Source organism: Methylorubrum zatmanii, assembly GCF_014845115.1.
Classification (GTDB): domain Bacteria; phylum Pseudomonadota; class Alphaproteobacteria; order Rhizobiales; family Beijerinckiaceae; genus Methylobacterium; species Methylobacterium zatmanii.
In genome coordinates this window covers 14,401-28,187 of sequence record NZ_NKUI01000063.1, presented here as the reverse complement: position 1 = coordinate 28,187, position 13,787 = coordinate 14,401, and the positions used below count along the sequence as shown (strand labels likewise).

At 73.4% G+C, this 13,787-nt stretch carries 16 protein-coding genes; 14 read left to right on the top strand and 2 right to left on the bottom strand.

Annotation, left to right across the window (positions count from 1 at the left end):
* Genes MZTS_RS08970 through MZTS_RS08960 form a run of 3 tightly spaced genes read left to right on the top strand, consistent with a single transcriptional unit; the run spans position 1 to position 3,000 of the window.
* Positions 1–1,161, top strand: coding sequence for a phage portal protein (locus MZTS_RS08970; protein WP_009864863.1), 1,161 nt, complete (start codon positions 1–3; stop codon positions 1,159–1,161).
* Between the two features lie 53 nt (positions 1,162–1,214).
* Positions 1,215–1,691, top strand: coding sequence for an HK97 family phage prohead protease (locus tag MZTS_RS08965; RefSeq protein WP_192283333.1), 477 nt, complete (start codon positions 1,215–1,217; stop codon positions 1,689–1,691).
* A gap of 43 nt (positions 1,692–1,734) precedes the next feature.
* Entirely contained in the window at positions 1,735–3,000 is a 1,266-nt protein-coding gene (locus MZTS_RS08960; RefSeq protein ID WP_192283331.1) for a phage major capsid protein, read from the top strand.
* Positions 3,001–3,060: 60 nt separating this feature from the next.
* On the opposite strand, the gene MZTS_RS08955 is transcribed toward MZTS_RS08960, so the two are convergent.
* Positions 3,061–3,906 carry a S1 family peptidase gene (locus tag MZTS_RS08955; protein ID WP_192283329.1) on the bottom strand — a complete coding sequence of 282 codons (846 nt, stop codon included), beginning with the start codon at positions 3,904–3,906 and terminating at the stop codon, positions 3,061–3,063.
* Positions 3,907–4,052: 146 nt separating this feature from the next.
* A complete protein-coding gene (locus MZTS_RS08950; protein WP_192283327.1) occupies positions 4,053–4,802 on the bottom strand; it encodes a trypsin-like serine protease in 750 nt (249 codons plus the stop codon).
* Between the two features lie 31 nt (positions 4,803–4,833).
* Between MZTS_RS08950 and MZTS_RS08945 the strand changes: the two genes are divergently transcribed.
* Genes MZTS_RS08945 through MZTS_RS08895 form a run of 11 tightly spaced genes read left to right on the top strand, consistent with a single transcriptional unit; the run spans position 4,834 to position 13,779 of the window.
* The gene (locus MZTS_RS08945) at positions 4,834–5,403 is read left to right on the top strand and encodes a head-tail connector protein (RefSeq protein WP_192283325.1); all 570 of its coding nucleotides are present in this window, start codon (positions 4,834–4,836) and stop codon (positions 5,401–5,403) included.
* Between the two features lie 25 nt (positions 5,404–5,428).
* Positions 5,429–5,770, top strand: a complete 342-nt coding sequence (locus MZTS_RS08940) for a head-tail adaptor protein (RefSeq protein ID WP_009864501.1) — start codon at positions 5,429–5,431, stop codon at positions 5,768–5,770.
* Positions 5,767–6,186, top strand: coding sequence for a tail completion protein gp17 (locus tag MZTS_RS08935; RefSeq protein ID WP_192283323.1), 420 nt, complete (start codon positions 5,767–5,769; stop codon positions 6,184–6,186). Before MZTS_RS08940 ends, MZTS_RS08935 begins: the two co-directional genes overlap by 4 nt.
* Before the next feature lie 26 nt (positions 6,187–6,212).
* Positions 6,213–6,623 carry a phage major tail protein, TP901-1 family gene (locus MZTS_RS08930; RefSeq protein WP_192283321.1) on the top strand — a complete coding sequence of 137 codons (411 nt, stop codon included), beginning with the start codon at positions 6,213–6,215 and terminating at the stop codon, positions 6,621–6,623.
* A gap of 2 nt (positions 6,624–6,625) precedes the next feature.
* The gene (locus MZTS_RS08925; protein ID WP_192283319.1) at positions 6,626–6,979 is read left to right on the top strand and encodes a gene transfer agent family protein; all 354 of its coding nucleotides are present in this window, start codon (positions 6,626–6,628) and stop codon (positions 6,977–6,979) included.
* Complete coding sequence (locus MZTS_RS08920) at positions 6,976–7,209, top strand: phage tail assembly chaperone (protein WP_192283317.1); 234 nt, start codon at positions 6,976–6,978, stop codon at positions 7,207–7,209. Before MZTS_RS08925 ends, MZTS_RS08920 begins: the two co-directional genes overlap by 4 nt.
* Positions 7,206–7,829, top strand: a complete 624-nt coding sequence (locus tag MZTS_RS08915; RefSeq protein WP_192283315.1) for a phage tail tape measure protein — start codon at positions 7,206–7,208, stop codon at positions 7,827–7,829. Before MZTS_RS08920 ends, MZTS_RS08915 begins: the two co-directional genes overlap by 4 nt.
* A 10-nt stretch (positions 7,830–7,839) precedes the next feature.
* Entirely contained in the window at positions 7,840–8,481 is a 642-nt protein-coding gene (locus MZTS_RS08910) for a DUF2460 domain-containing protein (protein ID WP_009863026.1), read from the top strand.
* Positions 8,482–8,491: 10 nt separating this feature from the next.
* Complete coding sequence (locus MZTS_RS08905; RefSeq protein WP_192283313.1) at positions 8,492–9,385, top strand: DUF2163 domain-containing protein; 894 nt, start codon at positions 8,492–8,494, stop codon at positions 9,383–9,385.
* Between the two features lie 7 nt (positions 9,386–9,392).
* Entirely contained in the window at positions 9,393–9,851 is a 459-nt protein-coding gene (locus MZTS_RS08900) for an NlpC/P60 family protein (RefSeq protein WP_192283311.1), read from the top strand.
* Between the two features lie 19 nt (positions 9,852–9,870).
* On the top strand, positions 9,871–13,779 hold the full coding sequence (locus tag MZTS_RS08895) for a baseplate multidomain protein megatron (protein WP_192283309.1): 3,909 nt from the start codon (positions 9,871–9,873) through the stop codon (positions 13,777–13,779).
* The last annotated feature ends 8 nt before the right edge of the window (positions 13,780–13,787 follow it).

Below are 13,787 nucleotides of genomic sequence, written 5' to 3'. Positions count from 1 at the left end.
ATGCCCGGCTTCCTGACACAGCTCGCCCGGGCGGCGGGCTTCGTGCCCGCGACCAAGGCCAGCGCCGCCGTCGCGCTCTATGGCGAGGCGCGCGCGTCCTGGACCGCGCGGGATTACGGCGCCCTGGCCCGTGAGGGCTTCCAGCGCAACGCCATCGTCCATCGCGCCATCCGGCTGGTGGCGGAGGCCGCCGCCTCCCTGCCGCTCACGCTCGCGGGCGCCGACGAAGCGCATCCGCTGCTCGCCCTGCTCGCCCGGCCGAACCCCCGCGAGGGCGGGATGCGCTTCTTCGATGGGCTGTACGGACATCTGATGGTGTCCGGTAACGCCTATCTCGAGGCCGTCGAAATCGACGGGGTGCCGCGCGAATTGTTCTGCCTCCGGCCCGACCGGATGCGGGTCGTCGCCGGGGCGGATGGCTGGCCTGCGGCCTACGATTACACCGTGGGCGGACGGGTGATCCGCTACGAACAGGTCGGCGCCGTGCCGCCGATCCTGCACCTGACCTTGTTCAACCCCCTCGACGACCATTACGGCCTCTCGCCGATGGAGGCGGCGGCGGTGCCGCTCGACATCCACAACGCCGCCGGGGCCTGGAATAAGGCGTTGCTCGACAATGCCGCGCGGCCCTCCGGCGCCCTGGTCTTCGCGCCATCGACCGGCGCCTCCTTGAGTGACACGCAGTTTTCCCGGCTCAAGGCCGAGTTGGAAGCGAGCTACCAGGGCAGCGCCAATGCCGGCCGGCCGCTTCTCCTGGATGGCGGACTCGATTGGCGCCCGCTCTCGCTCTCGCCGAAGGAGATGGATTTCGTCGAGGCCAAGGCCGCCGCTGCCCGCGAGATCGCCCTCGCTTTCGGCGTGCCGCCGCTTCTCCTCGGCCTGCCCGGCGACAACACCCACGCGAACTATGCCGAGGCCAATCGCGCCTTCTACCGGCAGACCGTGATCCCGCTGGTGCGCCGCACCGCCGATTCCATCGCCCGCTGGCTGGAGCCGGCCTTCGGCTCCGTTCGCCTGGAGCCGGATCTCGACGGCGTCGAGGCCCTAGCGACCGAGCGTGAATCGCTCTGGCGCCGGGTGCAGGCTGCCGATTTCCTGTCCGTGGCCGAGAAGCGCGGGGCGATCGGCTACCCGGCCGAGGTTCCGGGATCAGACGCCTGACCCCAGGGGGGTCGGGACAGAAACCGCTCTTCTCCTTCCTCCGAGGTCTTTCGATGGATGGCCACTTCACCGGCTACGCCAGCCTGTTCGGCGTGCCCGATCTCGGCCGCGACACCGTCGCGCCCGGCGCCTTCGCCGCCAGCCTCGCCCGGCGCGGGGCCGGCGGGGTGCGGATGCTGTGGCAGCACGATCCGGCCGAGCCGATCGGATCCTGGCTCTCCCTCCGGGAGGACGGGCGTGGCCTGCGCGTCGCGGGCCGGCTCAACCTCGCGGTCCAGCGCGCCCGTGAGATCGATGCGCTGATGCGGGATGGCGCCCTCGACGGGCTCTCCATCGGCTTTCGCGTGGTGCGAGCCGCGCCCGAGCGCGGCGGCCGCCGCCTCCTGGCGGTCGATCTGTGGGAGGTCTCGCTGGTGACCTTCCCGCTTCAGCCCGAGGCGCGGGTGTCCCGTGCCGCGGCGCCGTCGCTCTCCTCCGCGCTGTCCCGCCTGAGGCTCTCGGCTTCGCCGCAGGCCTCGGCACGGGCCTGACGCTCGCTTCCCCCACGATCCCTTCCCAACCGATGAGGATGCCATGACCGACATGCGTTTCGAGACCAAGGCCCCGGCCGGTATGCCGGAGAACAAGGCGGCGATGCTCGGCGCCGACCCGGTGCTCGACGAGTTCGCCCGCGCCTTCGAGGCGTTCAAGGAGACGAACGACACCCGCCTCGCTGAGATCGAGCACCGGCTCACCGCCGACGTGGTGACGGAAGAAAAGCTCGCCCGCATCGACGCCGCCCTCGACCATGCCAAAACCCGCCTCGACCGGATCAGCCTCGACCGCGCCCGCCCGCCCCTCGGCGGCGGCGAGCCGGTGCGCGACGCCTCGGCCACCGAGCACAAGGCCGCCTTCGACCTCTATGTCCGGGCCGGTGAAAGCGCGGGGCTGAAACGGCTGGAGGAGAAGGCGCTCTCGGCGGGAGCGGGGCCGGATGGCGGCTACCTCGTGCCCTCGACCGTCGAGCGCGAGGTGCTGCGGCGCCTTGCCGAGATCTCGCCGATCCGGGCCCTCGCCACGGTGCGCGTCGTGTCCGGCGGGCAATACAAGCGGGCGGTCTCCGTCAACGGCCCCGCCGCCGGCTGGGTCGCCGAAACCGAACCCCGGCCGCAGACCGACACGCCGAACCTGTCCGAGCTGAGCTTCCCGGCGATGGAACTCTACGCCATGCCGGCGGCGACCCAGACTCTGCTCGACGACGCCGTGCTCGACATTGATGCCTGGCTCGCCGAGGAGGTCGAGACGGCCTTCGCCGAACAGGAGGGCGTCGCCTTCGTGACGGGCAACGGCGTCGGCCGGCCGAAGGGCTTCCTCGGCTACGATACGGTCGCCAACGCGAATTGGGTGCCGAACAAGCTCGGCGTCATCGCGACGGGGGCGAACGGGGCCTTCCCGGCGAGCAACCCGGCCGACACCCTGTACGACCTGATCTACGCCCTGCGGGCCGGCTACCGGCAGGGGGCGAGCTTCGTCATGAACCGGCGGGTGCAAAGCGCGATCCGCAAGTTCAAGGATGCGGAGGGCAATTATCTCTGGCAGCCGCCGCTCGCGGCGGACCGGAACGCCACCCTGATGGGCTTTCCCGTCGCCGAGGCCGAGGCGATGCCGGACCTTGCCGCCGGCTCGCTCTCCATCGCCTTCGGCGATTTCCGCCGCGGCTACCTCGTGGTGGATCGCATCGGCCTGCGGACCCTGCGCGATCCCTATTCCGCCAAGCCCTATGTGCTGTTCTACACCACGAAGCGGGTCGGCGGCGGTGTGCAGGACTTCGATGCGATCAAGCTCCTGAAGTTCGCCTGATCACCCGAGGCGCCGCCTCGACCCATGGGAGGGGGCGGCGTCCGGATGAGCCGAGGCGGCTCAGTTGCGGCGGCGTCCGGGCCGGGCCATCCATTCGGTGCGCCCGGCCTGCGTCGCCGCCACATCCACCGGCAAGGCCTCCATCTCGGCGGCGCGGGACGAGATCCAGCCCGCGTGCTCGCCGGTGGGGGTCACGGCGGTGAAGCCGCCGCAGGCGGTGCGGGCGCGGCGGTCCTGGCGCATGGCGCCGCTCGACCAGCTCACCACGCCGACCATCTGGCCGCCGCGCAGGATCGGGCCGCCGGAATCGCCGAGGCAGGCGCCCGCACCCGCCGTCTCGGCGAGGCGCCGGGCATCGGTCACCACGGTGACGCGGTTGGCGACCTGCAGCGAGCCGATGGAGACGAGATGGGCCGTGCGCAGCGTCCGAGCGGTGTTGCGGCGGTTCTCGGCCAGCACGCCGAAACCGGCGATGTCGACGGAATCCCCCGTGGTGATCGCGCCGCCTCGGGGATCGAGCGGGCGGAAACCGGGGCCGACCGGCCGCTCCAGCTTGAGCAGGGCGAGGTCGGTGCCCGGCTGCTCCTCCGGGGTCGTGCCGGGCACGAAGTCGGGATGCATCGAGACCGCGACCGCCCGCAAGCGGCGCTGACGGAAATTCGGATCGACCACGATCACGTCGAAGCCGGCCTTGCGCATCACGCAATGGGCCGCGGTCAGCACGATGTCCTGCGCGATCAGGGTGCCCGAGCAGATCTCGCCCTGCGTGCTCTCGATGCGCACGACGGAGGCGCGCAGGCCGCCGGGATCGCGGGACGTATGCCCCTCGACGACGGCTTGGGCGGAAAGCGGTACGAGCCCCAGCAGGGCACCGAGCAGGCACGCGCGAAGGGGGCTCGCAACCATCGTCATGTCTCCCAGGGCCCGGGCGCGCTCCGCGGGATTCTGCAGCCGAATCCCGGACCGGTTGAACCGTATCCGAAGGCAATTCGGCGGCCAAGCTCCGGTTCCTCTTCGGGAAAGGCGTGCGGTTCACGATCCGGCGGGGCCGGTCACCAGCGCGCCGCCGCGTTCCAGCCCGCGAGCGTCCGGTCGAGCCAGTCCCGTTGAGGGCCGAGCAGGATGCCCTGGGTCAGGCCGCCGCAGGCATCCTTCACCCAGGCGGCGAGGGCGACCACCGCCGTGCCGTCGAGGATCGGCCCGCCGGAATCGCCCTGGCAGCCGCCCGCTCCGGGTGCCTTCAGCCAGACCAGGATCCGGCTCGGGCCATAGGGCTCGACCACGGTCAGCGTCGCACCGCGATAGCGGCCGATCGAGCGCCGGTCGTTGCCCCGCGCCGCGCCGAAGCCGGCGAGGACGAGGGTCTGGCCCGCCCGCGGGACGGCCGCGCCGAGCGGGGCCGGCGCGAAGCGGGCGGGCAGGGATTCGCGGGTGCGCAGCAGGGCGAGATCGATGGAGCGGGTCCGCCCACGGATGGCGTCGCCGTCATAGGCCGGATGCAGGTGGCGGGTGGCCACCTCCGCCAGCACCGGCCGGCCGGCTTCGTCCCGGTAATGGATGCGGTTCTCGGCCACCCCCGCCACGCAATGGCCGGCGGTGAGCACCGCGTCCGGGGCGACGACGACGCCCGAACAGACCCCGCCGCCTGAGGTCAGCACCATCACCGCCGAGGCCGCGCCCGGCACCTGCGCGCCCTCCCGACCGCCGACGATGGCGAGCGCCGGAGCGGCGAGCAGCATCGCCAGGGCCGCCCCGGCGAGGAGGCCCACCGGATGGGCGGCGGACGGTTTCGGCGCGCGCATCGGTCGTGAAACGCTTTCAGGAAGGAACGGCATGATCCCGATACGCGTGGAGGAATCCGGCGTCGAGCCGGTGAGCCTGACGGAGATGCGGACCTATCTGCGGCTCTCCTCCGACGAGACCGCCGAGGACGCCCTGATCGGCCGCCTCATCGTGGCGGCGCGGGGCGCGGTCGAAGCCGCCTCGCGCCGTCTGCTGCGCCCGGCCCGTTTTCGGGTGGTGCTGACGGATTGGCCGCCCCTCGGGCTGCTTCCGCTGCCGCTGAGCCCGCTGGTGGCGGTGACTCGGGCCGCATTGGTCGATGAGAGCGGAGCCGTCACCGACATCGCGCCGGGGCCGATCCGGCTCGGCCCGGATGTCTGGGAGGCGCCCTGCCTCCTGCTCGGGCCGGATTTGCCGCCCCTCGGAACGCGGACGGCGCTGATCGAGGTCGTCGCCGGCTGCGGCGGGGACGGGCCGCCGGTGCCCGAGCCCCTGCTCCAGGCCCTGTGCCTCGCCGTCGCCGACGGCTTCGAGAATCGCGGGGATACGGCCGGCGTGGGTGCGGCCCTGCCGCCCTCCGCCCTGGGGCTCGCCGCCGCCTGCCGGCGGATGCGGCTGTGATCGTCACGAGAGAGGAGAATGCGGCATGACCCACAGGCCGCTGGGCGCGCGGCGGCGACGCTTCGTGCTCGAATTGCCGGTGGACGAGCCCGATGGGTTCGGCGGCCGGATCCGCCGCTACGTAGCCGGGCCGATCCTCTGGGGTTCGCTCGAGGCGCTGGGGAGCCGTGCCCCGAACCGGGGCGGACGGACGGACCGGTCCGGCCTCTATCGGGTGGGTTTGCGCTACCGCTCCGGCGTCACCCCCGCCATGCGGCTCGCCGACGGCCCCCGCCGCTTCACGATCCGCGCCGCCGACGACCCCGATGGGCGCCGCCGCGACCTCGTCTGCGAGGTGGAGGAAGTGATCGAGGAGGCCGCACCGTGAGCAGCCTCAGCCCGCTGCTGGCGCTGCGCGCCGGCATCCTCGCCCGTCTCGCCCGGGATCCGGGGCTCGCCGTGCTGATGGGCGGAAGCCTGCGGCTCTACGACGAGCCGCCACGGGGCGCCGCGCCGGTCTACGCCCTCTTCGGCGACGGCGAGGCCGGCGACGATTCGGTCGTGGGCGCCCGCCGCCATCGCCACGCCCTGACGCTCGTCGTCTTCGCCAAGCCCGGATCGGCCCGCACCGCCCTGGATGCCGCCGAGCGCATGGCCGTGCTCCTCGACGACGCCGACCTCGCGCTGGCCGGGCACGCCCTCGTGTTCCTGCGCCTCACGCGCATCGCCAGCACCCGCGACGAGCAGACCGGCGAGGCCCGGACGATCCTCGCCTTCGAGGCCGTGACCGAAGTCGCGGCCTGACCACCTCACTATCCTGGAGCCGCAGCATGAGTGCACAGAAGGGCAAGGACCTCTTGGTCCGCGTCAGCAACGGGGCCGGCGGCTTCACCGCCGTGGCGGGGTTGCGCGCCCGCCAGCTCGCCTTCAACGCCGAGACCGTGGATGTCACCAATGCCGATTCGGCCGGGCGCTGGCGCGAATTGCTGGCCGGTGCGGGGATCCGGCGGGCCGCCATCTCCGGGGCCGGCGTGTTCCGCGACGAGACCTCCGACGCGCGCCTGCGCCAGATGTTCTTCGATGGGGTGATCGACACCTTCCAGATCGTGATTCCCGCCTTCGGCACCATCGAGGGCCTCTTCCAGATCACCAGCCTGGAATATCGCGGCGACCATGCGGGGGAGGTGACCTTCGACATCGCCCTCGATTCCGCCGGTCCCCTCGGCTTCGCGGCGGTGTGACCATGGCCAACCGCAGACGCGGCGAGGTGCCGCTCGCGCTCGGGAGCGAGCGCTACACCCTCTGCCTGACCCTCGGGGCGCTGGCCGAGCTGGAGGATGCCCTGGGCGCGGGCGACCTCGCCGGGCTCGCCGAACGCTTCGCGACGGGCCGGCTCGCCACCCGTGACGTGATTGCGCTGCTGGGCGCGGCCCTGCGCGGGGGCGGCCACGCCCTCGACGACGCGGCGGTGGCTCGCCTGCCCCTCGCCACGGGCCTGCCGGCGGTGGCCGAGGCCCTGGAAGAGGCTTTGGTGGCGGCGTTCGGCGAGGCGCCGCCTCCGGACCCTCGCGGCGAGGCGCTGCCTCAGGACCCTTGACCGCTGCGGGAAGCACCGCGCCGGAGACCCCCGTCTCCGCCTTCCCGTGGGACGCGGTGCTGGCGCTCGGTCTCTCGACCCTGCGCTGGCGCCCGCGCGACCTCTGGGCCGCCACGCCCCGCGAACTCGCTGCCGCGGCGGGCCTGATCCGGCCCCGCCCCGACGCCCTGGCCCGGGCCGATCTCGACCGGCTGCTCGCCGCCCATCCCGATCCCGAGGCACCACGATGACCGATCCCGACCGCAGCACCGCCGAGCGGGCAAAGCAGCTCGAAACCCTGGACAAGCTGGCCCAGCGCTTCGGGCAGAGCCTGTCCTCGGCCTTCGACCGCAACCTCAATTCCGGGCGCCAGCTCGACGGGTTGCTGGCCTCGCTCGCGGGCAAGCTCTCGACCGTCGCGGCGAAGGTGGCGCTGGCGCCGGTGAAGGCGGGGGTGAGGAGCCTCGTCAACAATCTGCTGAGCGCGGCGTCCGATGCCGACGAGACGACGGCGCTTGCCAGGGGCGGGGTCGTCTCCGCCGGCCGGATCCTGCCGTTCCGGCTCGGCGGCGTGGTCGGCGGGGGCCGCGTGCGGCCCTTCGCCAGCGGCGGGGTCGTCGCGGCACCGACTTACTTTCCCCTCGCGGGCAATGACGGCGTCGGCCTGATGGGCGAGGCAGGTCCCGAGGCGATCCTGCCGCTCAAGCGCGGCAGTGACGGACGCCTCGGTGTCGCGGCGGGTGCCGCCGAGCGGCCGGTCGCCGTCACCGTCAACATCGCGACGCCGGACGTCGAAGGTTTCCGCCGCTCCGAGGCCCAGGTCGCCGCCCGCCTCGCCCGCGCGGTCGCCCGCGGGCAGCGCGCCCTCTGAGAGATCCGCCATGCCGTCCGACTTCCACGAGGTGCGCTTTCCCCTCGACGTTGCCTTGCGCGGCAGCGGCGGCCCGGTGCGGCGGACGGAGATCGTCACGCTGGCCTCGGGGCAAGAGCACCGCAACAGCCGCTGGGCGGATTCGCGTCGCCGCTACGATGCCGGCCTCGGCATCCGCACCCTCGACGCGCTGCACGCGGTGCTGAGTTTCTTCGAGGAGCGGCGCGGCCGGCTCTACGGCTTCCGCTACCGCGACCGGGTCGATTACCGCTCCGGGCCGCCCTCGCAGGCACCCGCGCCGATCGACCAGGCCATCGGCACCGGCGACGGCGCGACCCGCGTCTTCGCCCTGGCGAAGACTTATGGCGGCGGGCCGCAGGCCTATCGCCGCACCATCGCCAAGCCGGTGGCCGGCAGCGTCCGCGTGGCCGTGAACGGCGTCGAGCTCGCGGCGGGCGCCGTCTCCTGCGATCCCGCCACGGGCCGCCTCACCTTCGCCCCCGGTGCGGTGCCGCCGCCGGGGGCGGCGATCACCGCCGGCTTCGAATTCGATGTGCCGGTCCGCTTCGACACCGACGAGCTCAGCATCGACCTCGCCGCCTTCACCGCCGGCGAGGTGCCGCGGATTCCGCTGATCGAGATCGTACTGTGAGGGGAAGCCGATGCGCCCGATCCCATCCGCCCTCGCCGCCCGCCTGGGCCAGGGGGCGACGGCCCTCTGCCGCTGCTGGGCCCTTCACCGCCGCGACGGCCTCGTCCTCGGCTTCACCGATCACGACCGCGACCTCACCCTCTCCGGTGTGACCTACGCCGCCCGGACCGGCCTGGAAGCCGCCGAGGTCAGCACGGAACTGGGCTTTGCCGTTGGCGGCGGTGAGGTGGCCGGCGCGCTGACCTCCGCCGGGATCACCGAGGAGGACGTGGCAGCGGGTCTCTATGACGGAGCCGGCGTCGAGACCTGGCTGGTCGATTGGGCCGAACCCGAGGCCCGCCTCCTGATCGATCTCGCGACCATCGGCGAGATCCGCCGGGCGGGAGGCGCCTTCGTCGCCGAGTTGCGCGGGCTGATGCACCGCCTCGACGTCACCGTGGGCCGGACCTTCCGCGCCGCCTGCGACGCGGATCTCGGCGATGGCCGCTGCCGCATCGACCTGAAAGATCCCCGCTTCCGCACGACCGGGACGGTGGACGCGGTGCCGGAACCCGGCCGCCTCGCCGTCACCCTGGCCGCTTCGTTCCCGGAGAGCTGGTTCTCCGGGGGGCGCCTCGTCTGGGATCGGGGCGCCAATGCCGGCTTCGCGGCCGATCTGCGGACCCATCGCCGCGACGGGGCGGGCGCCATCCTTGACCTCTGGGAGGCGCCGCCCCGACCGGTGGCGGCGGGGGACGGGTTCAGCCTCACCGCCGGCTGCGACAAGAGCCTCGCCACCTGCCGCGACCGGTTCGCCAACAGCCTCAACTTCCAGGGATTCCCGCACATGCCGGGCAATGATTTCGTACTGCGCGCGACCCCCGAGGCCGGGGCGCGCCTCGACGGCTCCAGCCTGTTCCGGTGAGGGGATCATGCGCGAATCCGCGCCGCTCGCCGAGCGGATCGTGGCGGAGGCCCGGAATTGGGCCGGCACGCCCTATCGGCACCAGGCCTCCGTGAAGGGGGTGGGCTGCGACTGCCTCGGGCTGCTGCGCGGAGTCTGGCGGGCGGTGCTCGGCCCCGAGCCGGAGGAGGCGCCGCCCTATGCCGCCTCCTGGGCCGAGTCGGCGCGAGGCGACGATCCGCTGCTCGCGGCCGCGCGCCGCCACCTCGTCCCCGTCGCCGGGCCGATGACGGCTTACCGTCCCCGGGCGGGCGACGTGCTGCTCTTTGCCTTCCGCGCGCATCTGCCGGCCAAGCACTGCGCCATCGCCACCGGACCGGGGGCGATGATCCACGCCCATGACGGCGCGGTGGTGGCGGAGGTCGCCCTGACACCCTGGTGGCGGCGGCATCTCGTCCACGCCTTCCGATTTCCCGATCCCGCGTGACACCGCAGGAGGTCCCGCCATGACCACGCTCGTCCTCCAGACGGCCGGCGAGGCGCTCGGCAATGCCCTCGGCGGCCCCATCGGCGGCATGATCGGGCGGGTGGCCGGCGCGGCGGGCGGGGCGGCCATCGATCATGCCATGTTCGGTGCCGGATCGAGCCCGCGCTTCGTCGAGGGGCCGCGGCTGACCGAACTCGGCGGCCTTGCTTCGAGCGAGGGGGCCCCGGTGCCGCGGGTCTACGGGCGGGCGCGGATCGGCGGCACGCTGATCTGGGCGACCCGGCCGCTGGAGGTCGCCAATACCACCGTGGAGCGCGCTTCCTCCGGTTCCAAGGGCGGTGCCGGCGGGCGGAAGACCGTGCGCACCGCCTACAGCTACTTCGCCAACCTCGCGATTGGGCTCTGCGCCGGCGAGATCGCCCTGGTCCGCCGGATCTGGGCGGATGGCAGCGAACTCGATTGGACGACGCTGACCCTGCGCATCCATACCGGCAGCACGACGCAGGAGGCCGATCCGCTGATCGTCGCCAAGGAAGGCGCCGACAACGCTCCCGCCTATCGCGGACTCGCCTATGTCGTGCTCGAGCGGTTTCCCCTCGGCGCCTTCGGCAACCGCATCCCGCAATTCGCCTTCGAGGTGATCCGCCCCGTCGCGGGGCTGGGCGCGCGGATTCGCGCCGTCTGCCTGATCCCCGGCTCCACCGAATGCGGCCTCGACCCCCTCGCCGTCAGCGAGGAGGCGGGCTTCGGCGCCACGAAGCCCGCCAACCGGTTTCAGTTGCAGGGTGCGAGCGACGTCGTCGCCTCCCTCGATGCGCTTCAGGCGCTCTGTCCGCGCCTGAGCCGGGTCTCGGTGGTGACGAGCTGGTTCGGCGACGATCTGCGCGCCGGCCGTTGCACGGTCACGCCGCGAGTCGACTCCGTCGCCAAGGCGACGACGGGCGAGCCCTGGGCGGTGGCCGGGCTGACCCGGGCGACGGCACGGGCGGTGTCACGCGTCGGCGACACCGCCGCCTATGGCGGCACGCCCGCCGATGCCGGCCTCGGCCGCCTCGTGGCGGATCTCGTCCGCCGCGGGCTCTCGGTCGTGCTCTATCCCTTCGTGATGATGGACGTGCCGGCCGGCAATGCCCTGCCGGACCCGCAGGATCCCGCCGCCCCGCAGCCGGCCTATCCCTGGCGCGGGCGCATCACCTGCGATCCCGCTCCCGGCCGGCCCGGCAGCCCGGACGGGACGCAGGCGGCGGCCGACCAGGTCGCGGCCTTCTTCGACGGCCCGCAGGGCTACCGGGCCATGATCCTGCACTACGCCGACCTTGCCGTGGCCTGGGCGGCGGCGGGCGCGCCCCTCTCCGGCTTCATTCTCGGCAGCGAGTTCGTCGGCCTGACGCGGGTGCGCGGACCGGATGGGACCTACCCGGCGGTCGCTCGCCTGCGGGCGCTGGCCACCGAACTGCGCGCCCGCCTCGGGGACGGCGTCGGCTTAGTCTACGCCGCCGACTGGACCGAGTACGGCGCCCATGTCCGGGAGGGCGGCGCCTGCGTGCGCTTCCCCCTCGATCCGCTCTTCGCCGATCCGGCCATCGACGCGGTCGGCATCGATTACTACCCGCCGATCTCCGATTGGCGCGACGGGCCCGATCACCGCGACGCGAGCGAGGCCTCCAGCGTCTACGACCGCGCCTATCTCAAGGAGCGTCTCGGCGCCGGCGAGGCCTTCGACTGGTCCTATGCCAGCCCGGAGGACCGCGCCGCGCAGCGCCGGAGCCCGATCACCGACGGGGATGGCGGGAAGCCCTGGATCTACCGGGCCAAGGATCTGGTTGCGTGGTGGGAGAACCCGCATGTCGAGCGTGCCGGTGGGGTCGAGACCGGGCCGACCGCCTGGGTGCCGCGGGGCAAGCCGATCTGGCTCACCGAGATCGGCATCCCCGCCGTCGACCGCGGCACCAACGGACCCAATGTCTTTCCCGACCCGAAATCCTCGGAGAATGCCGCGCCGCCCTTCTCCCGCGGCAGCCGCGACGACCTGATCCAGGCCCGCGGCCTGGAGGCGGTCCTCGCGCGCTTCGACCCGGCCGAGCCGGGCTTCGATCCGGCCCATAACCCGGTCTCGCCGGTCTATGGCGGCCGGATGATCGCGCCCGAGACGGTTTTCGTCTGGGCCTGGGACGCGCGGCCCTTCCCGGCCTTTCCCGATTTCACCGGCGTCTGGTCGGACGCGGCCAATTGGGCGCTGGGCCACTGGATCACCGGCCGCGTCGAGGGGGTGGAACTCGACCGCCTGATCGCGGCGATCCTGGCCGATCTCGGCGTCGCGGCGGAGGCCGAGATCGACGCGGACGGCTTCCTCGATGGCTACGTGCTCGACCGGCCGCTCTCGCCCCGGGAGGCGCTGGAGCCGCTCGCCCGGCTGTTCGGCCTCGACGTGTCGGTCTCCGGCGGTGTGCTGCGGATGCGCGGCGGAGGCGGCGGCGCGCCGGTCACGCTGGAGACGGCCGATCTCGTTCAGGCCGAGGGAGACGAGGCCCCCTTGCGCCGGGTGCGGGCGCAGGAGAGCGAGCTGCCCCGTTCCCTCGAGATCGGCTTCGGCGACAGCGAGAGCGCGGAGTACCGCCGGGCCACGGTCGCGGCCGCGCGGCCGGCCGGGGAGCGGCGGCAGGAACTGCGCATCGATGCCGCGATCCTCACCCGGCGCGAGGCCGCGCAGGCGCTCGCGGACACCGTGCTCGACGCGGCCCTGGCCGGCCGCGACACGGCCGCCTTCAGCGTCAGCCCGCGCCGCATCGATCTGGAGCCCGGCGACCTCGTGAGGCTTCCGGGCGAGACGCGGGGCGTGCTCCACCGCATCGCCCGCATCGACGACGCGCCGGCCGGTCGCCGGATCGAGACGCGGGCCGTGCCGTTTCCCGGACGCGAGCCCGCCCCCGTCCGGCCGGCACCGCGGCCGGGCCGGAGACCGCCGGCCCTGCCGGGGCCGGTCTTCGCCCTGCCTCTCACCCTCCCGGTCGAGCGCGGAAACCCGGTGCCGCTCTCCTATCTCGCGGTGGCCGCCGATCCCTGGCCCGGCGCGGTCGCGGTCTGGCGCTCGGCCGGCGCGGGGTCCCCGTTCCTGCCCCATCGCAATCTCGACCATCCGGCCTGCCTCGGCCAAACATTGAGCGCCCTGCCGCCGGGCCCGCTCTGGCGCTTCGACCGCAATGCCCGGCTCGACGTCAGCTTACGCCACGCGGAAGGGCTGAGCGGCATCGGCGAGGCGGCGGCGCTTGCCGGGGGCAACCTGTTCGCGCTCGTAGGAAGCGATGGGGCGGTCGAGATCCTCGCCGCAGCCAGGGCCGACCTGACCGGGCCCGAGACGTGGCGGCTCTCCGGCCTGCTGCGCGGGCTTGCCGGCAGCGAGGCGGCCGCGGGCCGGGCTGCGGGCGCGGGCAGCCTGATCGTCCGCCTCGATGACGGCGCCGTCGTGCCCCTCGTCGACCGTCTCGACGAGGCGGGGCGGCTCTTCACCTACCGGGTCGGCCCGGCGGAGCGCGATCCGGCCGACCCGACCGTCGTCGGCTTCGAGGCGGCGGCGGGGCTCGATGCGTTCCTCCCCTTGCGTCCGGTGCATCTGCGGGCCCGGCGCGAGGCGGCGGGATTATGGCTCAGCTGGACCCGCCGGGCGCGGCGCGACGCCGATGCCTGGGAGCCGGCGGATGTGCCTCTCGGCGAGAGTGCCGAAGCCTATCGCCTCGACATCCTCGCCGATGACGGGAGCGTGCTGCGCACCCTCTCTGCCGCGACGACGCGCCTGCTCTACACGGCGGCCGACGAGACGGCCGATTTCGGTGCCCCGCGCACCGAGATCGCCTTCGCCGTGGCGCAATTCGGCACGCTGGCCGGCCCCGGTCCCGCCACCCGCGCGCGGGTGAGCGTGCGCACGGTCTGAAGCCCGAC